Origin of the sequence: Pseudomonas azotoformans (assembly GCF_001579805.1) — a bacterium.
Taxonomy (GTDB): domain Bacteria; phylum Pseudomonadota; class Gammaproteobacteria; order Pseudomonadales; family Pseudomonadaceae; genus Aquipseudomonas; species Aquipseudomonas azotoformans_A.
The window spans coordinates 1271990-1296946 of sequence record NZ_CP014546.1 but is presented as its reverse complement, the minus strand read 5'-3'; the positions used below and the strand labels follow the sequence as shown (position 1 = coordinate 1296946).

Sequence of the window (24957 nt, the reverse complement as noted above, 5' to 3'; positions counted from 1 at the left end):
AAACGAGAACACACCTATGCTTTTTTCCCGTAAGGCGGTTTCCAAGCGTCACTTGCTGCTGATCGCGGCCGGTTTCAGCACTGTGTTGACCGGTTGCGCCACGTCGCCGGCCTCCAAGGTCGCGTCGAGCACCAAGGTCGAGTACTACCCGAACTGCTACGAGCCGGTGCAGCACCTGCGCGCGACCGATTCGGACATGACCAAGTCGGTCGTGACCGGCGCAGCCATTGGCGCCGCTGGCGGTGCCCTGCTGGGCGCCCTGACCGGCGACTCTGACAAGCGTGGCCGTAACGCCGCCATCGGCGCAGCGGGTGGCGCATTGGCCGGCGGCGCTGCGGGTTACTACACCGAGCGTCAGAAGCAGATCAGCGATGACAACCAGCGCATTGCCTCCTACTCCACCGATTTCAACAAAAGCGCCTCCGACATCGACCGCAGCACCGCCTACGCCAAAGCGTCGCAGCAGTGCTACCAGAGCGCATTCACCAAGCTGGTGGCCGACCGCAAGGCCAAGACCGTCAACGACACCGAAGGCCGCAAGCGCCTGGCGGAAATCGTGTCCGGCCTGAAGGAATCCAATGACCTGATCGTCGCGGTCAACGGCAAAGCCAGCGAAGACCTGAACAACTACACCCAGGCCTACGAAAAAGATCTGCAACAAGTGGGTGTGCAGCGTAATGACGTGGTGACCGTGGCCCAGGCAGACGTAGCCCCTGCGGTCGTCCCGGCCAAGAAGGGTGGCAAGACTCCACCGAAAGTCGCGAAGAAAAAAGACCTGCCGGTCGTGCCGAAAGAGGCGGTGACCACCGAGAAGAGCATCCAGACCGTGCAGGCCAAGCAAGCTGAAAGCAAGCAGGTTGCCAGCGCCGGTAAGGCGCAGATCGAAGGCACCTGCCGCGATCCTAACCTGGCCGACTGGGCGCCAGTGCCTTGCCCGAACGTTTAAGCAACATGCTGCTATAAGCGTCAAACGCCAGCCGATCTTCCGCTAATGCGCAAGATCGGTGGCGTTCTTTTTGCAAATCGTTAAACTGCTGCGGCCACTCAATAAATACACCGAGGCCGTGTGCATGAAATTTCGTCTTCTCCTGTGGGTGCTGGGCCTGATGATGGGCAAAGCCAGCCGCACCAATCCTGCCTTCCAGCAACAGTTGGGCGATAAAGACCTGGCGTTCCAGTTGCAGACCCTCGACGGCAAGGTTGCCCGTCACTTCATCGTCAAAGACCAGCGCATCACCAGCCGCTCGGGTGTTCACCCGTCGCCAGCATTCGCCATCGCCTTTAAAGATGCCGCCTACGGCTTCGCCACGATGCAGGCGAAGAACAAGCAACTGGCATTCATGACGGGGATTCAGGACAAGTCGATCCAGATCAAAGGCAACCCGGCGCTGGTGATCTGGTTCCAGGGGTTGACCAAGTATTTGAAGCCGAAGAAAAAGAAGTAAGGTTTTTCAGGTAGACCGAGGTGGGTTCATCGCAGGCAAGCCAGCTCCCACACTAGACGGCATTCCAACGTTGGAACTCGGTCAAGTGTGGGAGGTGGCTTGCCTGCGATAGCGGGCTAACAGACTAAAGATTCAGCCTTGGCTGAACTGCGAGGCCAGCTCACGCAACAACACCTCGGCATCCAGCACTTTGCCCACCACTTCCTCAGCCTTGTCCCGCGTCAGCCCCAGGCGCTCAAGCAGCGCATCCGGAATCGCCTCATCCGGCCCGGAGCCAATCCCACGGCTGCGCAACAAGCGCACCGCCAGGCACACCAGGTTCGGATACTCCGCGTACTGACCATCGTAGGTCGGATCATGCTGGAAGCGCAGCGCGGTGGACAACTCGTCCGGCATGTCCCAGTAGCGCATCAGCCACGCGCCAATCTGCTCGCGGCTGATACCCAGCAAGTGTTGCTCGACATAGCTGTGGCACAGGTGCGGGTTGACCTCCAGGTGACGGCAGATCAGCGAAAAGTGCGGCGGGAACACGTGAGCCAGCAGCAGGTAACCGAAGTTGTGCAGCAGACCGGCCAGATAAGTCAGGCCGGCTTCCGGGCGCTGGGCGCGCGGCATGGCGCGGGTCAGGCCTTCGATCACGGCGGCAGTGTAGATCGACTGGTGCCAGTACGGCGTGGACTGGTGCGGGTGGTCCTTGGGCAGGCTCAAGGTCTTGCCCAGGGCCAGGCCCCAGCGCCAGGTTGATCACCAGGTCGAAGCCCAGCACGCGCACGATGGCGTCTTCCACGGAGCGGATCTTGCCCGGCGATGCGTAGTAGGGCGACGCGGCCCAGCTCACGACTTGCGCAGCCAGGGCGGGATCGGTTTCGACGACGCCGGTGATGTCATCAATAGTGGCGTTTGGATCGACGCGCAGCTTGATGATCTTCTGCGCCGTGTCGGCCAGCGGTGGAATCTCGATGGTCGCTTCCAGGCGTTGCTGGATGCGGCGGGCGGTGAACGCCTGCATCGCCTGGGTGATTTCCTCGCGGTCATCATTGGGACGGTCGAGGTTGGGGCGGATGTTGCTCAACGGCTCGCCGAAGTGGCCGGCGCTGGCCTTGGTGAGCATCGTCTTGAAGGCGTCGCTGGAGATCTCCAGCAACAGGCCAGCTTCACCCGAATGCACCAGCAGGCTCGGCTCGTTGAGCAGGCTGCCTTCATACAGGCATGGGGAACTGGTAAGCGGCGGCAAGCCCGGCAGCAGGCTGAGTTCGTGCTTGCCCAGCATGCGTTCGACGCGGTCCGGTGACACCGCCGTGAGGCGGCGACCGGTGAGTTCGGCGAGGCGGTTGAGGTCGAGCAACTGGTTCTGCGGGAACAGCACCATCAGTGCGCCCACCGCGTCTTCCAGCAATACGGCCTGTACCTTTCGCGCAGGATTCAGGCCCGGTAGGTCGGTGACTTCCGTGTAGGGGATGGCGAGTTTTGCGAGCAGAGCCCGAATGACCGGCGGGGCGGTCAGTGGGGCTGTGGCGAGGGCAACTTCTGACATGGCCTGATCCAATTTCTTACAGTCCACGAAGTATAACCAGCTTGATACAAGTGTTGGTCGACTAAGTGAGTCAGGCGTCACACTTGGCCGTATTGCTGCCCATGGCGTAGCCAGCGATCCAGCAAAGGACTGACATGATCCGGCCAACGTTCGAGCAACGCTTGCGCCGCATCGCGCACGGCCGGCAGCAGGTCAGCGTCGCGCATCAGGTCGGCGACCTTGAATTGCAGCAGGCCGGTCTGGCGCGTGCCGAGCATTTCGCCGGGGCCACGCAGCTCCAGGTCTTTTTCGGCGATGACAAACCCGTCGTTGGTTTCGCGCATGATGCCCAGGCGTTGGCGACCGATCTGCGACAGCGGCGGGTGGTAGAGCAGCACACAATGGCTGGCGGCGCTGCCCCGGCCGACCCGGCCGCGCAACTGGTGCAGTTGCGCCAGGCCCAGGCGCTCGGGGTTCTCGATAATCATCAAGCTGGCGTTGGGTACGTCCACACCGACCTCGATCACCGTGGTTGCCACCAACAGTTGCAGGTTGCCGGCTTTGAATTCGGCCATCACGGCGGCTTTTTCAGCGGGCTTCATGCGGCCATGGATCAGCCCGACCTTAAGCTCGCCCAGAGCACTGGTGAGGTCCTCAAAGGTGGTTTCGGCCGCCTGGCACGTCAGCTCTTCGGACTCTTCAATCAGCGTGCACACCCAGTACGCCTGCCGCCCTTCGGCGCAGGCGCCGCGCACGCGCTCGATCACTTCGACACGTCGGGTGTCGGTGACCAGCACGGTGTTGACCGGCGTCCGGCCGGGCGGCAGTTCGTCAAGGATCGAGGTGTCGAGGTCGGCGTAGGCGCTCATCGCCAGGGTGCGCGGGATCGGCGTGGCGGTCATGATCAGTTGGTGCGGGTTCATGCGCCCGCCCACGCCTTTCTGGCGCAGGGCCAGGCGCTGCTGCACTCCGAAGCGATGCTGTTCGTCAATGATCACCAGCGCCAAATTCTTGAATTGCACTTCATCCTGGAACAGCGCGTGGGTGCCAACGACCATCGGCGCGCCGCCGGCAATCTGTTCCAGTGCCGCTGCGCGTACCTTGCCCTTGAGCTTGCCGGCCAGCCACGCCACTTCCAGGCCGAGCGGCTCGAGCCATCGCTTGAAGGTGATGAAGTGCTGCTCGGCAAGAATCTCGGTGGGCGCCATCAACGCCACTTGGTAACCGGCTTCCAGCGCTTGCAGGGCGGCGAGGGCGGCGACCACGGTCTTGCCTGCGCCTACGTCGCCCTGGATCAGCCGTAGCATCGGTTCTTTCTGACTGAGGTCGTAGGCGATTTCATTACCGACGCGCTGTTGGGCACCGGTCGGCGCAAAGCCGAGGTTGGCCAGGTACTGCGCAGGCAACCGCGTGGCCTTGGGCATGGCCGGCGCGCGCAGGGAACGCATGCTCTCGCGCAGACGTTGCTGGGACAGTTGGTGGGTCAACAGTTCTTCGAAAGCCAGGCGATGCTGGGCCCAGTGATGACCGAGAGCCAGCTCGTCGACATCGGCATCGGCAGGCGGGTGATGCAAGTAGCGAATCGCGTCGTCCAGCGACGCCAGCTGATAGTCGCGGGCCAGCTCCAGCGGCAGCCAGTCGGGCAGGCTTTTCGGTCCGAGCATCGTCAGTGTCTGCATGCACAACTGGCGCAGGCGTTGTTGGGTCAGGCCTTCGGTGAGCGGGTAGATCGGTGTGAGCGTGGTGTCGACTGGCGGCGGTTCATCGCCGGTGATTGCGCGGTATTCCGGGTGATAAATCTCAAGACCCGACGCGCCGGGCCGCGCTTCGCCGTAGCAGCGCACGCGAGTGCCGCGCTTGAGCCCTTCTTTCTGCGCGTTGCTGAAATGGTAGAAGCGCAGGCTCAGGCCACCGGTGCCGTCCTGCAGGCGCACCACAAGGCTGCGGCGCTTACCCATCACCACATCGGCACCGCTCACGGTGCCTTCGACCACCGCATCTTGCCCAGGGCGCAATTGGCCGATGGGCACCACGCGGGTGCGGTCCTGATAGCGCAGGGGCAGGTGGAACAACACGTCCTGGAGGTTTTCCAGGCCGACCTTGGCCAACTTCTCGGCCATGGCTTCACCGACACCCTTGAGTGCCGTCACCGACACCTGCGACAGCTCAGTCATACCGTTGCTTAGCTCGCAGCCGTCGGCTTGGCCACCGAGCACAGGCGGATCGAATCGGCCAGAATCTCAATGGCTTTGGGCCGTGGGAAGCTGGCGCGCCAGGCGATCGCCACGGTGCGGAATGGTACTGGCGGTGTCAGTGGGCGCACTTCGATCACGCCAGGGGCGTAGTGATGGCTGTCCACTGCCGACAGCGGCAGGATCGAAATACCCAGGCCGGACGCGACCATGTGGCGAATGGTTTCCAGGGAGCTGGATTCCACGGTGGTGTGCTTGGCGCCGTCGTTGCCCTTGGTCAGGGTCGGGCAGGCTTCCAGGACCTGGTCGCGGAAGCAGTGGCCTTCGCCCAGCAGCAGCAGGCTCTTGTCGTTGAGCAGGCCAGCGTCGATGGTGTCTTTTTGCGTCCACGGGTGGGACGCGGGCATCAAGACGTAGAACGGCTCGTCGTAGAGCGGCAGGGTCAACACGTCCGCCTCGTTGAACGGCAGGGCGATGATGATCGCGTCCAGCTCGCCGTTGCGCAGTTTGTCGCGCAGCACGTGGGTGAAGTTTTCTTCGATATACAGCGGCATCTGCGGCGCGACGCGGTGCAGTTGCGGGATCAGGTGCGGGAACAGGTAAGGGCCGACGGTGTAGATGGCGCCGACTTTCAGCGGTGCAGTCAGCTGGTTCTTGCCGGCCTGGGCCAGTTCGCGAATGCTCTGCGCTTGCTCCAGCACCTTCTGGGCCTGGGCAACAATGCCTTCGCCCACAGGCGTCAGGCGCACGGCGCTCTTGCTGCGCTCGAAAATCAGCACACCGAGTTCGTCTTCAAGCTTTTTCACGCCCACCGACAGCGTCGGCTGGCTGACATGGCAACGCTCGGCCGCATGGCCGAAGTGCTGCTCTTGGGCGAGGGTAACGATGTAGCGTAATTCTGTAAGAGTCATAGCGGGCGTCCATGAGGTTGCGGGCCAAGCATACCGGCTGCAATCGATAGACGCACGTTATCAGAACTTTGCTGGGGATTGAGCGGGGAGTTACGCAGATTTTGCTGAGGGTGGTGAGGGTTGCCCCCTCACCACCTTCATTTTTCAGCGACGACGCTTCTCGATGTTGTACACGAACGGTGCAACGATCTCGATGCTGCCGCCTTTGAGCATGTCTGCCGGCGGCTTGGGCAGCGGCTGGGCACGACGGATCATGTCCAGCGTGGCGCGGTCCAGGTCGGCGTTGCCGGAGCGGCCCACCAACTCGTAGGACAGCACGTTGCCTTCGGCATCCACCACGAACTTCAGGCGGTTCAAACCTTCCTTGCCACGGGCCTGGGCGCCTGGCGGGTACTTCTTGTACTTCTGCAAGTGCGCCAGCAGGGTGCCTTCCCAGGAAGCCTTCGCTGCGATCTGCTGCGGAGACGGGCCTGGAACAGGCTGGGCCGATTTTTCAGCCGGTGCCTGGGTCGGCGGAGCGTCGCTCGGCGGGTCCTCGGAGGGTTTCTCCTTGGGCGGCTCGATCTTCTTCTCCACCGGTTTTGGCGGCTGCGGTTTCGGCTTGGGCTTGACCGGCTTGGGCACCTGGATCGTTGGCTTGGGCGCCTCGGCCAGTTTCGGCAGGGGCAGCTCTTCCACCGGTGCAGGCGGTTGCGGCGGCGTTACCACCTTGGGCGGCGCTGGCGGCGGCGGGGCTGGCATCGGTGCCAGGTCGATGACCATGGCAGCCGGTGGCAACTGCACCGTGCGCGGCGCGGACCAATGAAGCGCGATAGCGATCGCGACGGCATGCACGCCCAGTACGACGGCGAGGCTGGTGCCATAACGCGTCAGTTTGTGGCGCGTCGTGATCATTTCTTGGCTGCCGTCTCAAGTCCGACCAGGCCGACCTTGAGGTAGCCGGCTGCCCGCAGGGCATCCATCACGCTCATCAGGTCGCCGTAGTCCACGCCCTTGTCAGCCTGGAAGAAGATCGTCGTGTCTTTCTTGCCTTGGGTCTTGGCGTCGAGCACCGGCCCCAGGGTTTCAGCTTTGACTTCTTCTTCGCCCAGGAACAGGCGTTGGTCCGCCTTGACGCTGAGGAAGATCGGTTTCTCTGGCCGAGGCGCAGGTTTTGCGCTGGACGCGGGCAGGTCAACCTTGATGTCCACGGTCGCCAACGGTGCCGCCACCATGAAGATGATCAGCAGCACCAGCATCACGTCGATAAACGGCGTGACGTTGATTTCGTGGTTCTCGACGAGTTCGTCGTCGCCTTGATTCAAATGCAGGCCCATGGCCGATTACCCCACTTTCACCATGTGCGGTTGCGAGCTGCGCTCGGTAGGCAGGTGATCGAGGTCGCGGCTGACCAGCAGCAGGACTTCTGCCGACGCGTCCGATACCTGGGCCTTGTAGCCGGCAATCGAACGGGCGAAGACGTTGTAGATCACCACCGCAGGAATCGCAGCAACCAGGCCCAGGGCGGTCGCCAGCAGGGCTTCGGCGATGCCGGGGGCAACGACGGCGAGGTTGGTGGTCTGGGTTTTGGCGATGCCGATGAAGCTGTTCATGATGCCCCACACGGTACCGAACAGGCCGACGAACGGCGCGGTGGAACCGATGGTTGCCAGCACGCCGGTGCCGCTGCTCATGTTACGACCGCAGGCCGCCACCAGGCGCTCCAGACGGAAGGCAACACGTTCCTTGATGCCTTCTTTTTCGCGGGTGTTGGCGGACAGGCGCATTTCTTCCAGCGCGTCGTGCACCAGGGTATTGGCCAGGGTGCCCTTCTTGGTCGCGCTTTCGCTGGCTTCCTTGAGGGTGGTGGCCTTTTTCAGGTGGACGATTTCAGTACGCAGACGACGTTTGGCGCCCAGCAGCTCGAAGCCCTTGGCGATCCAGATGGTCCAGGTGATGATCGACGCGATGGCCAGGCCGATCATCACGGCTTTCACCACCACGTCAGCATTCTGGTACATGCCCCACGGCGACAGGTCATGGGCCATGCCCAGGGTGTTGTCTTCTTCCAGCACCACACCGGTGTCATCGGCGGCTGGGTCAGCTGCCAGTGCCGGGTCGGCGGCGGCGGGCGCTGCGGCCGGTGCCGCGGCGTTTTGCTCGGCGGCAGCCGGGGTAGCGGGTGCGGTGGCATCAGCGAATGCGGCGGTCGGTGCCAGCAGTACGCTGAACAGCAGCGCAGCAATCGCGCGCCAGGCGCGGGACGGGCTGTGAAGCTTGGTTGGCGAAGCGGGGGTTGTATTACGTGTCATGCTGGCCGGACCTGAGAGAAAAAAATGAGTGATCGTCCTTCCAGACCCAGAGGGTCGAGGACAAATGGGCGGTTATTATTGCAAGTAATTCTTGTTAACAGAAGTAATACAGTAACTTTATTTGTGCTTTTTCTGGCCGTCTGTCATCTGCGAAGGCTAACCTAGACCTTTCAGTACGGAGTTTTGTGATGTCTGCGCCTTCTGTTGTGATTGCCGGATGTGGCGATGTGGGGAGCCGGCTGGCCAGCCAGTTGCTCGCCTCGGAATGGGAGGTCCATGGCCTGCGCCGCGATATTTCGCGGCTGCCCGACGGGGTGATCGGCATCGCCGGCGACCTGTTCAACAAGGACTGCCCCGACACCTGGCCGATCGGCGGGGTGGATTACCTGGTGTACTGCGCCGCAGCGACAGACCACGACGAAGCCGGCTATCGCGCTGCTTATGTAGAAGGGCTGAAACATGTGCTGGAGTGGCTGGGCGATTACGGCCAGGAGCCGAAACACCTGCTGTTTGTGTCCAGCAGCAGCGTTTACGGGCAGCAGAATGGCGAGTGGGTCGACGAAACGTCGGAGACGCAGGCGAAGGGTTATTCTGGGCAGGTGATGCTGGAAGCCGAGCAAGTCGCACTCAACAACGGTATTCCGGCGAGCATTGTGCGTCTGACGGGTATCTATGGGCCGGGTCGCGAATGGCTGTTGACTCAGGTTCGCCAAGGCTACCGTGTGGCAATCGACCCACCTTTATATGGCAACCGCATTCACGCGGAAGACGCAGCGGGTTTGCTGGCGTTTTTGTTGCGGCATGTGGAAAAGGGCGGTTCGCTGGACAAGGTCTACATCGGCGTCGACGATGCGCCGGCGCCGTTGGCCGAGGTAGTGGATTGGTTGCGTGAGTACCTGGGCGTGACCGAATGGGCTGATGACGCGAGTGTGCGGCGTGCTGGCAGCAAGCAATGCAGCAATGCCCGAGCCAAGGCGTTAGGCTGGACGCCGACGTATCCGAGTTATCGGGAAGGCTATGCAGCGATCCTCGAAGGCCAGCGTTAAATGAAAAAGGAGCCCAAGGGCTCCTTTTTTATCATTGTTTTTCCAGCAGCCACTGGCGAGGCCCTGGCGTAAACGAAGGCACCTCATCCGCCTGCGCGGTATTGATCGCCTGGAAGATCTCCAGTTGCTTACCCTTGCGCACAAAAATCCACGGGTTGCCCTGGCCGTTCAGTTGCAGCCAGATGCTGTCGTAGCCACCGCTCATGGACGCGCAATCGCCCGCCAGGCACAGCGAGTACTGATCGACATTCGGCAGGGCCGGCGACCTTGCCGTTAGCCTGGAATTGCACGATGGCGCCGCTGCCGAAGCCGTCGAGGATCTTCCAGTCGCCCCCCATATAAGCGGCGTACAGTGCGCGCTCGAAGTTTGCGCCCAGTGGCGCGCCTTCCGGTGCGGGCTCTTTGGGGCGGGCGAACAGCTGTTCAGGCTCGTTGTCGTTGGCCACTTGCAGCAGCTGTTTGCCTTTACGCTTGAGTTCGGTGGCGGAGCTGCCGTAGAAATCCACACTCCAGGCGCCGGACTTTTCACCCAGCAACTTGCCTTCCGCTACTTCAAAACCGTTGTAGTAGCGTGCCTGCGAGGCCTTGGTATTGACCTCCCATTCGAGGTTCGGGCCAAAGCTCTGCAAGGCTTCACGCAAAGGGCCGCCCTTGGCCGCCGCATCGATGGCGACCTGGTTGATCCAGGTGCCACTCACATCCCGGTCGGCAGGGTTGCTTGCGCAGCCGCCAAGCAACAGGGCGAACAGTGATGAGGCTACAAGCGCTTTGCGCATCATGAAATCCTTTTAAAACGAAGTCGGCGCAGCCTATGGGGGCTGCGCCGGGTGTTTTACTCGATGACCAGAATCGCGTCCATCTCAACCTGCGCACCCTTTGGCAGGGCAGCAACGCCGATGGCGGCGCGGGCTGGGTACGGCTGTTCGAAGTACTTGCCCATGATCTCGTTGACCTTGGCGAAGTGGCTCAGGTCAGTGAGGAAGATGTTCAGCTTGACGATGTCTTTGAACGAGCCGCCGGCAGCCTCGGCCACCGACTTGAGGTTTTCGAAGACCTGTACGGTCTGTGCTTCGAAGCCTTCAACCAGTTCCATGGTCTTTGGGTCCAGTGGAATCTGGCCGGACATGTAGACGGTGTTGCCTGCCTTGATCGCCTGGGAGTAAGTGCCGATGGCGGCTGGGGCTTTGTCGCTGGTGATAACGGTCTTGGTCATGAATGACTCCTTGTGGGAGGTTTATTAGGCACGCATACGGGTGATGCGGATGACCCCGGTCAAGGCGCGCAGTTTCTTGATCACGCGGGCCAGGTGCACGCGGTCGTGAACGCTGACCACCAACTGGACCACGCTGATGCGACCATCGCGCTCGTCCATGCTGATTTTCTCGATATTGCCGTCGGCTGCATTGACGCTGCTGGCGAGCAGGGCGATCAGGCCGCGCTGGTGTTCCAGCTCCACCCGCAGTTCGACATTGAATTCTCCGGTGACATCCTTGGCCCAGGAGAGCTGGATGCATTTTTCCGGGTTGTGGCGGATTTCGGTGATGTTGCGGCAGTTGTCCAGGTGCACCACCATGCCTTTGCCCGCCGACAAGTGGCCGACAATCGGATCGCCCGGGATCGGCGTGCAGCACTTGGCGTAACTGAGCACCAGGCCCTCGGTGCCACGAATCGCCAACGGACCTTCCGGGCTTGGCAACTGTTCGCCTTCGCCGAGCAGGCGGCGGGCGACGACGTAGGCCATGCGGTTGCCCAGGCCGATGTCTTCCAGCAGGTCTTCGATGGTTTCCTGGCGATATTCGTGGAGCATCGCTTGCACGCGCTCTGTAGGAATCTTGTCCAGGGCGCTGTCGAAACCGTTGAGCACCTTGTTCAGCAGGCGTTCGCCCAGGCTGATGGACTCGGAGCGGCGTTGCAGTTTCAGCGCGTGGCGGATGTGTGTGCGCGCCTTGCCGGTGACCACAAAATTGAGCCATGCCGGATTCGGGCGTGCGCCCGGTGCGCTGACGATCTCGACCGTGGAACCACTTTGCAGCGGCTCGGACAGCGGTGCGAGACGACGATTGATCCGACAGGCGATGCAGCTGTTGCCCACGTCGGTGTGCACGGCGTAGGCAAAGTCGACCGCCGTGGAGCCTTTGGGCAGCTCCATGATCCGGCCTTTGGGCGTGAACACATAGACCTCGTCCGGGAACAGGTCGATCTTCACGCTTTCGATAAATTCGAGGGAGTTGCCGGCACGTTGCTGCATTTCCAGCACGCCCTTGACCCACTGGCGGGCGCGGGCATGGGTGCCTTTTGGCTGTTCGTCGCCACTGGATTTGTACAGCCAATGGGCGGCGATGCCGTTGTTGGCCATCTCTTCCATTTCGCGGGTGCGGATCTGGATCTCGATCGGCACCCCGTGCATACCAAACAATGTGGTGTGCAACGACTGATAGCCGTTGGCCTTGGGAATCGCGATGTAATCCTTGAAGCGCCCCGGCAGTGGTTTGTACAAATTATGTACAGCGCCCAGCACGCGGTAGCAGGTGTCGACCTTGTCGACGATGATCCGGAACGCATACACGTCCATGATCTCGTTGAAGGCCCGACGCTTGCCGCGCATCTTCTTGTAGATGCCGTAGATGTGCTTCTGCCGGCCGCTGACCTCGCCTTCGATCTCGTCGATCGCCAGGCAATGGCTCAGCGACTCTTCGATCTTGTTGACGATTTCCTTGCGGTTTCCCCTGGCGCGCTTGACCGCCTGGTAGATGCGCGCCGAACGCATCGGGTGCATGGCCTTGAAGCCGAGGTCTTCGAATTCGATACGAATGGCGTGCATGCCCAGCCGGTTGGCGATGGGCGCGTAGATTTCCAGGGTTTCCTTGGCGATGCGCCGGCGTTTTTCACCGGACAGCACTTCCAGCGTGCGCATGTTGTGCAGCCGGTCGGCCAGCTTGACCAGGATCACGCGGATATCGCGGGCCATGGCCATGGCCATCTTCTGGAAGTTTTCCGCCTGGGCTTCGGCCTTGGTCTCGAAGTTCATCTGGGTCAGTTTGCTGACCCCGTCGACCAGTTCGGCCACGGTTTCGCCAAATTGCGCGCTGAGCGCTTCCTTGGCGATGCCGGTGTCTTCGATCACGTCATGCAGCATCGCGGCCATCAGGCTCTGATGGTCCATGTGCATGTCGGCCAGAATATTTGCCACCGCAAGAGGATGGGTGACATACGCCTCGCCACTGCGGCGGCGCTGGCCGTCGTGGGCTTGTTCGGCGTAGAAATACGCTCGGCGGACCAGGTTGACCTGGTCTGGGCCGAGGTAGGCCGATAAGCGATCGGCGAGGGCGTCTATGCTCGGCAAAGTGTGAACTCCTGCCGTTGGCTGTGACCCCGCGCCGTGCTACGTCGACCAGGCATAGGCTTAGACGGCCTCGTTGGACTCGTCCTCGAACGCTGCAAACAGCGGTTCGTCTTCAACGATTTCGGCGTTGGCGATGAACTCGTAGCTCATCAGGCCTTCAGCGATTTCACGCAGGGCTACAACGGTAGGCTTGTCGTTTTCCCACTGGACCAGGGGCTCTTTGCCGCCAGTGGCCAGTTGACGGGCACGCTTGGTAGAGAGCATGACCAGCTCAAAGCGGTTATCCACGTGTTCTAGGCAGTCTTCAACGGTTACGCGGGCCATGGTATTCCTCGGAGCGAATGCAAGATGCGCGCTGCCCGGTTGGGCGAGCGGACTAAACAGTTTAAAAAATCACCAGCGTTTAGGGAAGCGCTGATTTTTCGCAGGCCCTCGCAAAACCGCTACAAGTGCCAATGTAAAGCCCTTGCAGCGGTTTTGGGAAGAGCCAATCAACCGAGCAGTTCGGCCAGTAATTTGCCGAAACGCTGTTGCTGGCGCTTTTGCTGGAGCTGATTGGTGCGAAAAATCGCCTTCAAGTCGTCCAGTGCGTGGGCAAAATCGTCGTTGATGATCAGGTAGTCGTAGTCGACGTAGTGGCTCATTTCGCTGACGGCTTCACGCATGCGGCCTTCGATGATCTCGTCACTGTCCTGGCCACGGTTGGTCAGGCGCTGGTGCAAAGCTTCCAGCGAAGGCGGCAGGATGAAGATCGAACGCGCCTGCGGCATCAGCTTGCGGACTTGCTCGGCGCCCTGCCAGTCGATTTCCAGGATCAGGTCGTGGCCTTCATCCAGGGTCTGCTGCAAGTGGCTTTGCGAGGTGCCGTAGAGGTTGCCGAACACTTCGGCGCGCTCCAGGAAGTCGCCGTGTTCGATCATCTTGACGAACTCGGTGCGCTCGACGAAGTGATAGTGCTCGCCGTTCACCTCACCCGGACGCATGGCGCGGGTGGTGTGGGAGACCGAAATGCGGATCTGCTCGTCAGCGTCGGTCAGGGCCTTGACCAGGCTGCTTTTGCCCGCGCCCGAAGGGGCGGAAATGATGTACAGGGTGCCGGTGCTGTGGGTCATGGAGGTTGCCTTACTCAATATTCTGTACTTGTTCGCGCATCTGCTCGATCAACACTTTGAGGTTGACCGCAGCCGTGGTGCTGCGCGGGTCGAACGCCTTGGAGCCGAGTGTATTGGCTTCGCGGTTGAGTTCCTGCATCAGGAAGTCCAAACGCCGACCGGCGGCACCGCCGGACTTGAGCACGCGGCGCACTTCGAGGATGTGGGTGCTCAGGCGATCAAGTTCTTCGGCGACGTCGCTCTTCTGCGCGAGCAGGACCATTTCCTGTTCCAGGCGCGTCGGATCGAGGTCGGCCTTCATGTCGGTGAAGCGGTCGAGCACCTTCTGGCGCTGGGTGGCGAGCATTTGCGGCACCAGCTCACGCAGGGTGACCACGTCTTCTTCAATGGCGGTCAGGCGCTCGCTGATCAGGCGGGCCAGTTCGGCACCTTCGCGCTCACGGCCGGCCTTGAGCTCCTTCAAGCCCTGGTTGAACAGGGCGAGGGCTTCGGCGTTGAGGGCTTGCGGGTCGGTAGCATCGGCCACCAGCACGCCGGGCCACGCCAGCACTTCCAGCGGGTTGAGCGCGGCCGGCTGCTTGATCAGACCGGCGATGGTTTCGGCGGCGGCGACCAGTTGCGCGGCGCGGTCGCGGTCAATCTGCAAGGCTTTGCCGGTGGTTTCTTCGGTAAACCGCAGGGTGCATTCCAGCTTGCCGCGGGAAATGCCCTGGCGCAGCGCTTCACGCACGGCGCCTTCGAGGTCGCGAAACGATTCCGGCAGGCGCAGGTGCGGCTCCAGGTAACGGCTGTTGACCGAGCGCAATTCCCAGCTCAGGGTGCCTTGGACGCCGGCTTTTTCGACGCGGGCGAAGGCGGTCATGCTGTGCACCATGGAGGTACCTCGCGTTGCAGCCCGCAAACACGGGCTGATGATTAAGATGGCGCAGGATTGTAGCGCAGTGGGGCGGACACGCCCAAACCCGAGCATTCGTAACCGGATTTTTTAGCAGTGCCCCGAATCGGCTCGCGGCTCTATAATGCTCGGCAGTTTTTCGTCCTCAGTACAGGTGTCTCCCTATGAAACGTCCAAGTGGTCGCGCTGCCGATCAGCTCCGCTCGATCCGCATCACCCGCAACTACACCAAACACGCCGAGGGTTCTGTACTGGTCGAGTTTGGCGATACCAAGGTCATCTGCACCGTCAGCGTCGAAAACGGCGTGCCGCGTTTCCTCAAAGGCCAGGGCCAGGGTTGGTTGACCGCCGAGTACGGCATGCTGCCGCGCGCCACCGGCGAGCGTAACCAGCGTGAAGCCAGCCGTGGCAAGCAGGGCGGCCGTACCCTGGAAATCCAGCGCCTGATCGGTCGCTCCCTGCGTGCAGCCCTGGACATGTCCAAGCTGGGCGACGTGACCCTGTACGTCGACTGCGACGTGATCCAGGCCGACGGCGGCACACGCACCGCGTCCATCACCGGCGCCATGGTGGCCCTGGTTGATGCACTCAAAGTGATCAAGAAGCGTGGCGGCCTGAAAGGCGGTGACCCGCTCAAGCAAATGATCGCTGCCGTATCGGTAGGCATGTACCAGGGCGAACCTGTACTGGACCTGGACTACCTGGAAGACTCGGCTGCCGAGACCGACCTGAACGTGGTCATGACCAGCACCGGTGGTTTCATCGAAGTACAGGGCACCGCCGAAGGCGCGCCATTCCAGCCGGCCGACTTGAACGCCATGTTGGCCCTGGCCCAGAAAGGCATGACTGAAATCTTCGAGCTGCAGAACGCCGCCCTGGCTGACTGAGCCCGCCTCAAGGAGAAGCGCCATGAATGACAACCAAGAACTTGTGCCGATGCCTTCCTATGAAGTACGGCAGGGGGCGATGTTGTGCCATCTCGCGGCGTTTCTCGGGTTTGTGTTCCCTTTCGGCAGTGTCGTGGGGCCGCTGATCCTGTGGCAGATGAAGAAAGAAAAGGACGCGTTCATTGATGATCAGGGCAAGGAAGCCTTGAACTTCCAGATCACCGTGGCCATCGCCTGGATAGCCTGCATCGTACTGGCGTTCACGATAGTTGGGTTTTTCCTGATGTTTGCCCTGGCGATCGCCACGATCGTGCTGACCATCATCGGCAGCATCAAGGCCAACAAAGGGATCGCCTATCGCTACCCGTTGACCTGGCGTGTGATCAAATAATGAGCGCCCACAAAAAAACCGACAGCGATGTCGGTTTTTTTGTGCCTGGAAAAAGACCTCAGATGGTCAGTGTCCAGTCGTAGTCCACGATCAGCGGCGCGTGCTGCGAGAAGCGTGGCTGGCGCGGCAGGCGTGCACTGCGCACGAACCGGCGCAGACCTGGAGTCAGCAACTGGTAGTCGAAACGCCAGCCCAGGTTGAGCATCTCAGCCTGTTCGTTGTCCGGCCACCAGCTGTACTGGTCGCCTTCGCGGCTGACTTCGCGCAGGGCATCCACATAGCCCATATTGCCGACAATCTCGTCCATCCAGGCGCGTTCCGGCGCCAGGAAACCCGGGGATTGCTGGCTGTCGCGCCAGTTCTTGATATCCAGCTTCTGTTGCGCCACGTACAGCGAGCCACAATAAATGTACTCGCGACGTTTGCGTCGCTGTTTATCCAGGTAACGGGCGAAATCGTCCATTAGCTTGAACTTCTGGTTCAAGTCTTCATCGCCGTTCTGCCCCGAAGGAAGCAGCAAGGTCGCGATGCTGACCTTATCGAAATCGGCTTGCAGGTAGCGCCCGTAGCGGTCGGCTGTCTCGAAGCCGAGGCCGCTGATGACCGCCTTGGGTTGCAACCGCGAATACAAAGCCACGCCACCTTGGGTGGGCACTTCGGCATCGCAGGCATAAAGGAAGTAGCCATCCAGTTGGAAGGCTGGGTCGTCCAGTTCAAAGGCGGAGGCGCGGGTATCCTGCAGGCAGATGACGTCGGCATTCTGGGCTTGCAGCCAACTGAGCAAACCACGCTCGACTGCAGCCTGAATACCATTAACGTTCACACTGATGATCCGCATAAATGGCCCCAAAAATCGCGTGCGTGTATGATACACGCCGTCTACCTAATTAGCTAAATCCGTGGTATCTGAGGCTTTTTTCATGCAGGCGTATCAACGCGATTTCATTCGTTTTGCCATCGATCGCGGCGTTTTGCGCTTCGGTGAGTTCACTTTGAAGTCCGGGCGCACCAGCCCGTACTTCTTCAATGCAGGCTTGTTCAACTCGGGTTCGGCCCTGGCTCAGCTGGGTCGTTTCTATGCGGCGGCCATCGTTGAAAGCGGTATTTCCTTCGACGTGCTGTTCGGCCCAGCCTACAAGGGTATCCCCCTGGCGGCCGCGACGGCCGTGGCTCTGGCTGAACATCATGGCCAGGATCTGCCATGGTGCTTCAACCGTAAAGAAGCCAAGGCCCACGGCGAAGGCGGCAGCCTCGTCGGAGCTCCGCTCAAGGGCGACGTGCTGATCATCGACGACGTGATCACCGCTGGTACTGCGATCCGCGAAGTGATGCAGATCATCGCCTCCCAGGATGGCGCCAAGGCTGCCGGCGTGCTGATTGCGCTGAACCGCCAGGAACGCGGCAACGGTGAATTGTCGGCCATCCAGGAAGTGGAGCGCGATTTCGGCATTCCCGTGGTGAGCATCGTGTCGCTGAACCAGGTGCTGCAGTTCCTGGAGGATGATCCGCAGCTCAAGCAACACCTGCCGGCGGTGAAGGCGTACCGCGAGCAGTTCGGCGTCTGATTTCTGGGCTGCTGCGCAGCCCAGCGGGAGCAAGCTCCCTCGCCACAAATAAAAAGGCCCCGCTCAATCAGATTGAGCGGGGCCTTTTTGTTTTATTAGTCCCGAAGTCGTAAGGCGCGCAATAAGGTATCCACCTGCCCAAAAGCATCTTGCTGCCATTGGTCTGGTGTGCGACCTCCCAGAATCTGGCTGTCTTCGACGAATCGTCTTACCGCCGTCGGGCCATAGCCATCATGGGTAGCAAATTTTTCTCCGATGAACTGAAATCCCTGCTCTCCGCTGCCCGTTTCAAGCACTGATCGACATTCCTCTGCGAGCGCTTCGACACCGTCGGGAAAGTTGCGGACGGAGTAGTAGATGTCATAGGCGTCCTTCTGTTTGTGCCTTCCATTCAGCGCATACCCCTTCATTGCCAAGAGTGCGGGGATAGAACATACGGCGACTTCTACGCGATTTTTCCCACCCGTGGGCATGGGACCCTCAATGGCAACCATTTGGTAGAAGCGCATTGCCAAGTCGGCACCGTCAGCACGCTGAACAGCAAAGTCGTTGAGGATAGGAGGTTTGTTCTGGATGATTTCGGCGTCACGCGGCATCAAGAAGTCCATGATCACATCTATCGCCGGTCCGCCGTCCTCCGCGGGCACCTGGCGAACGAGTTGGAATCTGCGAAGCGCTCCTCTCTGTTGATACCCGTTGCCCATCAGTGCTTCGATCAATGTCGCGTATTCGCCATCACCCAGTGCTTCTGCGTTCAGGCTCAAATCGACATCAAGGGTTCCAACGTGTTGCATATCGTCATTCGCAAGCAGAAGCCAAGGCACTGCTCCGCCGATCACTGCAAACTTTCCTTTGAAAGAGCCGAGGATTTGACCGATTTCCACTAACACTGCTTTCACGGCGGTCGTGGTTCTGTCGTCATAATCTGAAGCAGACTGGGGTTCTTGAGGGACTAACGAGACCATGTCAGTTTTTCCTGTCTCAAGTATTCGGCAGCTTCTTTCCCGCGCTCTCCTGCAACTGATAGATCCAGGTAGGTCTGAACCAGGCTGGTACATATGGCACCCGGTGCGGGTTCAATGGCGTCGAGTAGAAGCCCTTCCTCTTTGGGTAAGGTGATCACTACGTTTTCTCCCGTTGATGCGGGAACCAACTGTAATGCTTTGACCAGCCTCTCTAACCCTTCACGGTCGGCAAAAAAGTAATTCGTATTGATACGGGCATAGGGGGCGAGCCATTGGGCGGCAGAAAAAGACGAAAAAAGCGCGTGCCCGCCGCTTATTTCTCCAATGGCGTTACGCGCCGCATTTTCCAATGCTCTACCGTGCAAGGCGGTATAGAAGAATTTACGGTCTCCTGCTGGAGGCTCGTATGTCTCGGCCCAAGCGTCTAGGAGAGATTGAGGGTCGGATAGGTTTACGCCATCGTTTGTCGTCCGGGCCCATTCTCTATTCAGGAGTGCTGTTCGGACATTACTGACTTGCCCCAGGCTCGCTCCGGCAGCTTCGGACAGTTCGACCACGCGCCAGGCTCGGCCCGGATCTCGAAGCATCGTGCGTATGATCTGTGCTGACTTTGGTTTGAAGAAAGACTTCAGCTCTCTGCGTTCTGAGGACGGCTTGTCAGCGACTTGATGGTCAATGGATACGCCACCGAACGAGATCCACGCATTGCCCTCCAGATCCAGATACCCCACCTCTCTTTCCCGGCATGCCTGTCTGGCAATGGGCGACAGATAAGGCGCGACCACAACGGGCGTTGCCTGTGTCCGCTGTTTGTTCAAATAGTCGCGAAGCCGAAGTATCGCCGCACTTATAAATCTGGGTTGGCCGCTTGCTATTACCTCGCAGACCAGAGCATGCGACCTTCCCGAGACGGTTATCTCGACAATGCAGTCGGGCGTCCACCCCTCTGAAGGTGAAGGCAGTTTCAGGTTTTCAATCTTGAGGATCGGCACTTTGCTCAGGAGATTTCGCAGGGCATCCCTTGAGCGGATTTCGAACTCTTTCATTGATTTCACCATTTTCAACAAGTGCTGAAAATAACCAAAGCAGTGAAATCTGTCGAGAATTTTCACTGAAATTAATAATTTCAGCGAATGTTGAAAATCGATTAGTAGTGAAATCAATCAGATTTCGATAACGCCTGCCACAAATAAAAAGGCCCCGCTCAATCAGATTGAGCGGGGCCTTTTTGTTTGTAGCCGTTAAGGACGCTTGCGGTTACTGATCAGCGTGCCCATGCCGGTATCCGTGAAGATCTCCAGCAATACCGCATTCGGTACCCGGCCATCAATGATCAACGAGCTGCCCACGCCGCCTTGCACCGCTTCCAGCGCGCAACGGATCTTCGGCAGCATGCCGCCGTAGATGGTGCCGTCGGCGATCAACTCGTCCACTTGTTGCGTGGACAAGCCGGTCAATACCTTGCCTTCTTTGTCCATCAGGCCGGCGATGTTGGTCAGCAGCATCAGCTTTTCAGCTTTCAATGCTTCGGCCACCTTGCCGGCCACCAGGTCGGCGTTGATGTTGTAGGACTCGCCATTGGCGCCCACGCCGATCGGCGCGATCACCGGAATGAAGTCGCCTTTGACCAGCAGGTTCAGCAGGTCGGTGTTTACGCCAACCACTTCGCCCACTTGGCCGATGTCGATGATTTCCGGTTGGGTCATTTCCGGTGTCTGACGGGTCACCGTCAGTTTTTTCGCGCGGATCAGCTCCGCGTCCTTGCCGGTCAGGCCGATGGCGCTGCCGCCGTGGCGGTTGATCAGGTTGACGATGTCCTTGTTGACCTGGCCACCGAGCACCATTTCCACCACGTCCATGGTCTGCGCGTCAGTGACGCGCATGCCATCGATGAAGTGACTCTCGATCGACAAGCGCTTGAGCAGGTCGCCGATTTGCGGGCCGCCGCCGTGCACCACCACCGGGTTGATCCCCACGGCTTTCATCAACACGATGTCGCGGGCAAAGCCGGTTTTCAGCTCGTCGCTTTCCATGGCATTGCCGCCGTACTTGATCACCAGCGTCTTGCCGACATAGCGTCGGATGTAAGGCAACGCTTCGGACAGGACCTTGGCAGTGTTGGCAGCGGCTTCGCGTTCGAGGGTCATTCAGGGCTCCGGTAAAAAATCAGAACGGTAATTGGAGATCAGGGGCAACACGTTTCAACTGGGCGTGGAACACGTCCTTGATGCGCTGCAACTCAGCCTCGGTATCCGCCTCGAAACGCAGGACCAGCACCGGAGTGGTGTTGGACGCGCGAACCAGGCCCCAGCCTTTGGCGTAATCGACTCGCACACCATCAATGGTGGTCAGGTTGGCGCCTTCGCCCCATTGCGCATCGTGCAGTGCGTCAATGATGCTGAATTTGCTCTCCTCGGTCACATGGATATTGATCTCTGGCGTAGAAATATCGTTCGGGAAGGTCTGGAACAGCTCTTCAGCCGTGGATTTTTCCTTGCTGAGGATCTCCAGCAACCGCGCGGCGCTGTAAATACCGTCGTCAAAGCCGAACCAGCGCTCCTTGAAGAACACGTGGCCGCTCATTTCGCCGGCCAACAGCGCGCCGGTTTCCTTCATTTTCTTTTTGATCAACGAGTGACCGGTCTTCCACATTAGCGGGCGACCGCCATATTCCTTGATCAGTGGCGTGAGGCGGCGGGTGCACTTCACGTCGAAGATGATCTCGGCGTTGGCGTTGCGCGCCACCACGTCGCGGGCAAACAGCATCAGCAGGCGGTCGGGGAACACGATCTCGCCGGTCTCAGTCACCACGCCGACGCGGTCGCCGTCACCGTCAAAGGCCAAGCCGACGTCAGCCCCGGTTTCCTTGACCTTGGCGATCAGGTCCACCAGGTTTTCCGGCTTGCCTGGGTCCGGGTGGTGGTTGGGGAAGTGGCCGTCGACTTCACAGAACAACGGGATCACTTCGCAGTTCAGGGCTTCGAGCAGCTGCGGGGCGATCACGCCAGCCGCGCCGTTGCCGCAATCCACCACCACTTTGAGGCGGCGCGCGAGTTTGACGTCACGGGTGATTTCATCAGAGTAGCGTTGCAGGATGTCGACTTGGGTGATGGTGCCCTTGCCGCTGGTCAGATCGTTGTTTTTCAGGCGGTCGTGCAAGGCCTGGATCTGTTCATTGGCCAGGGTGTCGCCAGCGATGACGATCTTGAAGCCGTTGTAATCCGACGGGTTATGGCTGCCGGTCAGCATCACCCCGGACTTGCCGGCCAGGACGTTGGCGGCGTAATACAGCGCGGGCGTCGGCACCAGGCCCACATCGCTGACATGGCAACCGCTGTCGGCCAGGCCCTGGATCAGTTGCTCCACCAACTCCGGGCCGGACAGGCGACCGTCACGGCCGACCGAAACGTTCGGCTCGTCCTGGGGCCAGGCTCTGGGAGCCGATGGCACGGCCAATCCAGTAGGCGGTTTCGGCCGTCAGGGTCTTGGGCACCACGCCACGGATGTCATAGGCGCGAAAGATGCTGTCGGGGAATGTCGGGGCTACGCGGGCTGCGGTACTCATCGCGGGGGGAAACTCCATCTGAAAGGGGCAAGGCTGGCCTTAATGTGGCTGACCGGCAGGCTCAAACTGAAGGGTATGACGGTGTTTTCGGCAGAGAGTTCGTGGTGCAAAAATGCCATCGGAGCGCTGGCTCCGTCTTGATGTCTGCGTAATGCTTTGATTTCTATGGAGAAATCTCGCTGATAAAATCCGCGCATTCTTCGTCCTGAAAAGCCCAGCGGTGGCGTCTGGCCGGGCAACGGCGCCCGGCCAGGTTCAGCTTAGTCAGTGACTGCCGGAATGCCCAAAACCGCCTGCGCCGCGTTGGGTTTCATCGAATTCCTCTACCAGTTCGAAGTGCGCCTGCACCACTGGCACCAGGACCAGTTGGGCAATACGCTCGCCGACGGCGATGTTGAAGGCGGTCTGGCCACGGTTCCAGCACGACACCATCAGTTCGCCCTGGTAGTCCGAGTCGATCAGGCCGACCAGGTTGCCCAGCACGATGCCGTGTTTGTGGCCCAGGCCGGAGCGCGGCAGGATCAGCGCCGCCAGGCCAGGGTCGCCCACGTAGATCGACAGGCCGGTCGGAATCAGGAGGGTCTGGCCCGGTTCAAGGACGGTGTCTTCCTTGAGCATGGCGCGCAGGTCCAGGCCGGCGGAGCCTGGCGTGGCGTAGGCCGGCAGTGGGAATTCGTTACCGATGCGTGGGTCGAGGATCTTGGCTTGCAAAGCGTGCATGGAAATTAAACCTGGTTCAGCCGTTGGGCGATAAAAGAGATCAGTTGGCGGGCAATCTTGCCCTTGCTGGTCTGGGCGAAAAGGGTGGCGTGCAGGTCGCGGTCGATCACGCTGCAGGCATTTTCCTCGCTGTTGAAGCCGATGCTCGGGTTGGCGACATCATTGGCAACGATCAGGTCGAGGTTTTTGTCTTTCAATTTGCGTGCGGCGTAGTCCAGCAAATGCTCGGTCTCGGCGGCGAAGCCGACACTGAACGGACGGTCCGCACGGGTGGCAATGGTGGCCAGGATGTCTGGATTGCGCACCATTTGCAGGAGCAGGCCGTCGCCGCTTGTAGGGTCCTTCTTAAGCTTTTGCGGGGCGACCACTTCCGGGCGGTAGTCCGCAACCGCTGCCGAGGCGATGAACAGGTCGCACGGAATGGCCGCCTCACAGGCTGCCAGCATGTCGCGGGCGCTGACTACGTCGATTCGCGTGACCCGATCCGGGGTCGGCAAATGCACCGGGCCGGTGATCAGGGTGACGCGCGCGCCTGCCTCGACCGCCGCTTCAGCCAAAGCAAAGCCCATTTTTCCTGAGCTATGGTTGGTGATGTAGCGCACCGGGTCGATATTTTCCTGGGTCGGGCCGGCGGTGATCAGCACGTGCTTGCCGGTCAGGGCCAGGTGTTGGAAGCAGTCCGCCGCACAGAGTGCGAGGTCGGTGGCTTCAAGCATGCGGCCCATGCCGACGTCACCGCAGGCTTGGCTGCCGGACGCCGGGCCGAACACCTTGAGGCCACGGCTTTGCAGGAGCTGGGTGTTGGCCTGGGTGGCCGGGTCGCGCCACATGGCCTGGTTCATGGCCGGGGCGATGGCGACGGTGGCGTCGGTGGCCAGTACCAGGGTGGTCAGCAGGTCATCGGCGATGCCTTGGGCCAGGCGGGCGATCAGGTCGGCGGTGGCCGGGGCGATCAGTACCAGGTCGGCCCATTTGGCCAACTCGATATGGCCCATAGCGGCTTCGGCTGCCGGGTCCAGCAGGTCCAGGTGAACCGGGTGGCCGGACAGCGCTTGCATGGTCAGCGGGGTGATGAACTCACTGCCACCGCGGGTCATGACCACGCGCACTTCGGCGCCTTGGTCCAGGAGCCTGCGAACCAGTTCTGCGCTCTTGTAGGCGGCAATGCCGCCGCCAACGCCGAGAACGATGCGTTTCCGATACAGACGCTGCATTGGTTTGCCTTTCCAGTTCAGTGATGCCAGTTCAGTGACGCCTGCGATGCCCCCTCCCCAGGGGAAATCACACGCAAAAAAGAGGGCCTACGATAACACAGCGTCCGTCAGGCAACAGCGACGCACATGCCATGGTGCATATGGAGAGGGAGGTGGGATGAGTATTCGCGATTGGCCGGTGGCAGAGCGGCCCCGGGAAAAGCTTTTGGAATGGGGCGCAGCGAGTCTGTCGGATGCCGAGTTGCTGGCGATCTTCCTGCGTACCGGGGTTTCCGGTCGTAGCGCGGTGGACCTGGCGCGCCATCTGTTGGCGCAATTTGGCGGCTTGCGCCCGTTGCTGGAGGCCAGTCAGGCGCTGTTCAGCCAGCAATTGGGGCTGGGGCCGGCAAAGTTCGCCCAGTTGCAGGCGGTGCTGGAAATGGCCCGGCGCCACATGGCCGAGCGCCTGCGCCAGGATTCGGTGCTGGAAAGCCCGGTGGCCGTGCGGGATTACCTCAAGGCACTGTTGCGCCATGAGCCGCATGAGACCTTCGGCTGCCTGTTTCTCGACTCAAAACACCGGGTGCTGGGTTTCGAGGCGTTGTCCCAGGGCACCATCGATACGGCGGTGGTCTATCCCCGGCAAGTGGTCAAGCGTGCCCTGGCGTACAACGCAGCGGCGTTGATCCTGTGTCACAACCATCCTTCCGGCAGCCTTGAGCCGAGTGCGGCTGATCGAAAATTGACCAAGCTGCTGCAAAAAGCCTTGGAGGTGGTGGATGTGCGGGTGTTGGATCACATCATCGTGGGGGATGGCGATCCACTGTCGATGGCGGAGTATGGGTGGATGTAGGGGGGAGCAGCTGCAAGGTTGAAGCTGCAAGCCTCAAGTGGGCTTGCAGCTTAGGGCTTGCAGCTTGCAG

The 24957-nt window shown here is 60.6% G+C and carries 23 protein-coding genes and 3 pseudogenes; 7 read left to right on the top strand and 19 right to left on the bottom strand.

The features are described from left to right. Positions 1 to 16: 16 nt before the first annotated feature. Both tagQ and AYR47_RS06185 read left to right on the top strand, forming a co-directional pair. On the top strand, positions 17 to 946 hold the full coding sequence (tagQ, locus tag AYR47_RS06190; protein WP_033901114.1) for a type VI secretion system-associated lipoprotein TagQ: 930 nt from the start codon (positions 17 to 19) through the stop codon (positions 944 to 946). Between the two features lie 124 nt (positions 947 to 1070). Continuing rightward, positions 1071 to 1445, top strand: coding sequence for a hypothetical protein (locus AYR47_RS06185; protein ID WP_010207528.1), 375 nt, complete (start codon positions 1071 to 1073; stop codon positions 1443 to 1445). Between the two features lie 132 nt (positions 1446 to 1577). Here the strand turns inward: AYR47_RS06185 and AYR47_RS06180 are convergent. From AYR47_RS06180 to exbB, 6 genes and pseudogenes are all read right to left on the bottom strand, one after another. Further along, a pseudogene (locus AYR47_RS06180) lies at positions 1578 to 2979 on the bottom strand (aminoacyl-tRNA deacylase and HDOD domain-containing protein). 77 nt (positions 2980 to 3056) lie between these two features. Then, positions 3057 to 5132 (bottom strand): ATP-dependent DNA helicase RecG, encoded by a 2076-nt coding sequence (recG, locus tag AYR47_RS06175; RefSeq protein ID WP_038843570.1) that lies wholly within the window; start codon positions 5130 to 5132, stop codon positions 3057 to 3059. An 8-nt stretch (positions 5133 to 5140) separates the two neighbouring features. Continuing rightward, positions 5141 to 6061 (bottom strand): hydrogen peroxide-inducible genes activator, encoded by a 921-nt coding sequence (locus AYR47_RS06170; RefSeq protein WP_016975936.1) that lies wholly within the window; start codon positions 6059 to 6061, stop codon positions 5141 to 5143. Positions 6062 to 6205: 144 nt separating this feature from the next. After that, positions 6206 to 6955 carry a TonB family protein gene (locus tag AYR47_RS06165; protein ID WP_016975935.1) on the bottom strand — a complete coding sequence of 250 codons (750 nt, stop codon included), beginning with the start codon at positions 6953 to 6955 and terminating at the stop codon, positions 6206 to 6208. Beyond that, positions 6952 to 7377, bottom strand: a complete 426-nt coding sequence (exbD, locus tag AYR47_RS06160; RefSeq protein WP_003195519.1) for a TonB system transport protein ExbD — start codon at positions 7375 to 7377, stop codon at positions 6952 to 6954. The genes AYR47_RS06165 and exbD overlap by 4 nt, the downstream gene beginning before the upstream one ends. 6 nt (positions 7378 to 7383) lie before the next feature. Further along, positions 7384 to 8352, bottom strand: a complete 969-nt coding sequence (gene exbB / locus AYR47_RS06155; RefSeq protein ID WP_033901123.1) for a tonB-system energizer ExbB — start codon at positions 8350 to 8352, stop codon at positions 7384 to 7386. Positions 8353 to 8540: 188 nt separating this feature from the next. Here exbB and AYR47_RS06150 point away from each other — a divergent pair, with 188 nt between their 5' ends. Continuing rightward, positions 8541 to 9398 carry an SDR family oxidoreductase gene (locus tag AYR47_RS06150; RefSeq protein WP_061434603.1) on the top strand — a complete coding sequence of 286 codons (858 nt, stop codon included), beginning with the start codon at positions 8541 to 8543 and terminating at the stop codon, positions 9396 to 9398. A 31-nt stretch (positions 9399 to 9429) separates the two neighbouring features. Here the strand turns inward: AYR47_RS06150 and AYR47_RS06145 are convergent. From AYR47_RS06145 to AYR47_RS06120, 6 genes and pseudogenes are all read right to left on the bottom strand, one after another. Next, positions 9430 to 10174: pseudogene (locus AYR47_RS06145) on the bottom strand (hypothetical protein). A gap of 56 nt (positions 10175 to 10230) precedes the next feature. Beyond that, the gene (locus AYR47_RS06140) at positions 10231 to 10611 is read right to left on the bottom strand and encodes a RidA family protein (RefSeq protein WP_003176922.1); all 381 of its coding nucleotides are present in this window, start codon (positions 10609 to 10611) and stop codon (positions 10231 to 10233) included. Between the two features lie 24 nt (positions 10612 to 10635). After that, on the bottom strand, positions 10636 to 12741 hold the full coding sequence (spoT, locus tag AYR47_RS06135) for a bifunctional GTP diphosphokinase/guanosine-3',5'-bis pyrophosphate 3'-pyrophosphohydrolase (RefSeq protein WP_016975931.1): 2106 nt from the start codon (positions 12739 to 12741) through the stop codon (positions 10636 to 10638). Positions 12742 to 12801: 60 nt separating this feature from the next. Then, on the bottom strand, positions 12802 to 13065 hold the full coding sequence (rpoZ, locus tag AYR47_RS06130) for a DNA-directed RNA polymerase subunit omega (protein ID WP_003176920.1): 264 nt from the start codon (positions 13063 to 13065) through the stop codon (positions 12802 to 12804). A gap of 167 nt (positions 13066 to 13232) precedes the next feature. Then, positions 13233 to 13853: a guanylate kinase gene (gene gmk / locus AYR47_RS06125; protein ID WP_033901130.1), complete on the bottom strand. Its 621-nt coding sequence runs from the start codon at positions 13851 to 13853 to the stop codon at positions 13233 to 13235. Positions 13854 to 13863: 10 nt separating this feature from the next. After that, positions 13864 to 14727, bottom strand: coding sequence for a YicC/YloC family endoribonuclease (locus AYR47_RS06120; RefSeq protein WP_016975929.1), 864 nt, complete (start codon positions 14725 to 14727; stop codon positions 13864 to 13866). Between the two features lie 185 nt (positions 14728 to 14912). On the opposite strand from AYR47_RS06120, the gene rph reads away from it, so the two are divergent. Continuing rightward, complete coding sequence (gene rph, locus AYR47_RS06115; RefSeq protein WP_003213280.1) at positions 14913 to 15635, top strand: ribonuclease PH; 723 nt, start codon at positions 14913 to 14915, stop codon at positions 15633 to 15635. A 22-nt stretch (positions 15636 to 15657) separates the two neighbouring features. Then, entirely contained in the window at positions 15658 to 16026 is a 369-nt protein-coding gene (locus tag AYR47_RS06110; RefSeq protein WP_033901131.1) for a DUF4870 domain-containing protein, read from the top strand. Positions 16027 to 16084: 58 nt separating this feature from the next. Here the strand turns inward: AYR47_RS06110 and AYR47_RS06105 are convergent, their stop codons facing one another. Next, positions 16085 to 16864, bottom strand: coding sequence for an exodeoxyribonuclease III (locus AYR47_RS06105; RefSeq protein ID WP_003195493.1), 780 nt, complete (start codon positions 16862 to 16864; stop codon positions 16085 to 16087). A gap of 82 nt (positions 16865 to 16946) precedes the next feature. Here AYR47_RS06105 and pyrE point away from each other — a divergent pair, with 82 nt between their 5' ends. Continuing rightward, positions 16947 to 17591: an orotate phosphoribosyltransferase gene (gene pyrE / locus AYR47_RS06100; RefSeq protein WP_010168197.1), complete on the top strand. Its 645-nt coding sequence runs from the start codon at positions 16947 to 16949 to the stop codon at positions 17589 to 17591. 95 nt (positions 17592 to 17686) lie between these two features. Here the strand turns inward: pyrE and AYR47_RS06095 are convergent, their stop codons facing one another. The 6 genes and pseudogenes from AYR47_RS06095 to coaBC all read right to left on the bottom strand — a co-directional run bounded on the left by AYR47_RS06095 (position 17687) and on the right by coaBC (position 24055). Then, the gene (locus tag AYR47_RS06095; protein ID WP_061434601.1) at positions 17687 to 18556 is read right to left on the bottom strand and encodes a hypothetical protein; all 870 of its coding nucleotides are present in this window, start codon (positions 18554 to 18556) and stop codon (positions 17687 to 17689) included. Beyond that, on the bottom strand, positions 18544 to 19719 hold the full coding sequence (locus AYR47_RS06090) for a type IV toxin-antitoxin system AbiEi family antitoxin (protein WP_237142535.1): 1176 nt from the start codon (positions 19717 to 19719) through the stop codon (positions 18544 to 18546). Before AYR47_RS06090 ends, AYR47_RS06095 begins: the two co-directional genes overlap by 13 nt. 78 nt (positions 19720 to 19797) lie before the next feature. Further along, on the bottom strand, positions 19798 to 20703 hold the full coding sequence (argB, locus tag AYR47_RS06085) for an acetylglutamate kinase (protein ID WP_033901948.1): 906 nt from the start codon (positions 20701 to 20703) through the stop codon (positions 19798 to 19800). 19 nt (positions 20704 to 20722) lie between these two features. Continuing rightward, positions 20723 to 22139 (bottom strand): annotated as a pseudogene (locus AYR47_RS06080) (phosphomannomutase/phosphoglucomutase); the annotation flags it as partial. Positions 22140 to 22385: 246 nt separating this feature from the next. Next, the gene (dut, locus tag AYR47_RS06075; RefSeq protein WP_010207501.1) at positions 22386 to 22841 is read right to left on the bottom strand and encodes a dUTP diphosphatase; all 456 of its coding nucleotides are present in this window, start codon (positions 22839 to 22841) and stop codon (positions 22386 to 22388) included. Positions 22842 to 22846: 5 nt separating this feature from the next. After that, positions 22847 to 24055 carry a bifunctional phosphopantothenoylcysteine decarboxylase/phosphopantothenate--cysteine ligase CoaBC gene (gene coaBC / locus AYR47_RS06070; RefSeq protein ID WP_061434599.1) on the bottom strand — a complete coding sequence of 403 codons (1209 nt, stop codon included), beginning with the start codon at positions 24053 to 24055 and terminating at the stop codon, positions 22847 to 22849. Positions 24056 to 24212: 157 nt separating this feature from the next. Here coaBC and radC point away from each other — a divergent pair, with 157 nt between their 5' ends. Then, positions 24213 to 24887, top strand: coding sequence for a RadC family protein (gene radC / locus AYR47_RS06065; protein ID WP_061434597.1), 675 nt, complete (start codon positions 24213 to 24215; stop codon positions 24885 to 24887). Positions 24888 to 24957: the final 70 nt, after the last annotated feature.

Bases quoted from the DNA above. Each gene is read 5' to 3' on its own strand.
- AYR47_RS06165 (WP_016975935.1), bottom strand. From the start codon at position 6,955: ATGATCACGACGCGCCACAAACTGACGCGTTATGGCACCAGCCTCGCC.
- recG (WP_038843570.1), bottom strand. From the start codon at position 5,132: ATGACTGAGCTGTCGCAGGTGTCGGTGACGGCACTCAAGGGTGTCGGT.
- AYR47_RS06095 (WP_061434601.1), bottom strand. From the start codon at position 18,556: ATGGTCTCGTTAGTCCCTCAAGAACCCCAGTCTGCTTCAGATTATGAC.
- AYR47_RS06110 (WP_033901131.1), top strand. From the start codon at position 15,658: ATGAATGACAACCAAGAACTTGTGCCGATGCCTTCCTATGAAGTACGG.
- exbB (WP_033901123.1), bottom strand. From the start codon at position 8,352: ATGACACGTAATACAACCCCCGCTTCGCCAACCAAGCTTCACAGCCCG.
- AYR47_RS06140 (WP_003176922.1), bottom strand. From the start codon at position 10,611: ATGACCAAGACCGTTATCACCAGCGACAAAGCCCCAGCCGCCATCGGC.
- argB (WP_033901948.1), bottom strand. From the start codon at position 20,703: ATGACCCTCGAACGCGAAGCCGCTGCCAACACTGCCAAGGTCCTGTCC.
- exbD (WP_003195519.1), bottom strand. From the start codon at position 7,377: ATGGGCCTGCATTTGAATCAAGGCGACGACGAACTCGTCGAGAACCAC.
- rph (WP_003213280.1), top strand. From the start codon at position 14,913: ATGAAACGTCCAAGTGGTCGCGCTGCCGATCAGCTCCGCTCGATCCGC.
- AYR47_RS06105 (WP_003195493.1), bottom strand. From the start codon at position 16,864: ATGCGGATCATCAGTGTGAACGTTAATGGTATTCAGGCTGCAGTCGAG.
- rpoZ (WP_003176920.1), bottom strand. From the start codon at position 13,065: ATGGCCCGCGTAACCGTTGAAGACTGCCTAGAACACGTGGATAACCGC.
- tagQ (WP_033901114.1), top strand. From the start codon at position 17: ATGCTTTTTTCCCGTAAGGCGGTTTCCAAGCGTCACTTGCTGCTGATC.
- AYR47_RS06170 (WP_016975936.1), bottom strand. From the start codon at position 6,061: ATGACTCTTACAGAATTACGCTACATCGTTACCCTCGCCCAAGAGCAG.
- gmk (WP_033901130.1), bottom strand. From the start codon at position 13,853: ATGACCCACAGCACCGGCACCCTGTACATCATTTCCGCCCCTTCGGGC.
- AYR47_RS06150 (WP_061434603.1), top strand. From the start codon at position 8,541: ATGTCTGCGCCTTCTGTTGTGATTGCCGGATGTGGCGATGTGGGGAGC.
- AYR47_RS06185 (WP_010207528.1), top strand. From the start codon at position 1,071: ATGAAATTTCGTCTTCTCCTGTGGGTGCTGGGCCTGATGATGGGCAAA.
- AYR47_RS06120 (WP_016975929.1), bottom strand. From the start codon at position 14,727: ATGGTGCACAGCATGACCGCCTTCGCCCGCGTCGAAAAAGCCGGCGTC.
- coaBC (WP_061434599.1), bottom strand. From the start codon at position 24,055: ATGCAGCGTCTGTATCGGAAACGCATCGTTCTCGGCGTTGGCGGCGGC.
- dut (WP_010207501.1), bottom strand. From the start codon at position 22,841: ATGCACGCTTTGCAAGCCAAGATCCTCGACCCACGCATCGGTAACGAA.
- pyrE (WP_010168197.1), top strand. From the start codon at position 16,947: ATGCAGGCGTATCAACGCGATTTCATTCGTTTTGCCATCGATCGCGGC.
- radC (WP_061434597.1), top strand. From the start codon at position 24,213: ATGAGTATTCGCGATTGGCCGGTGGCAGAGCGGCCCCGGGAAAAGCTT.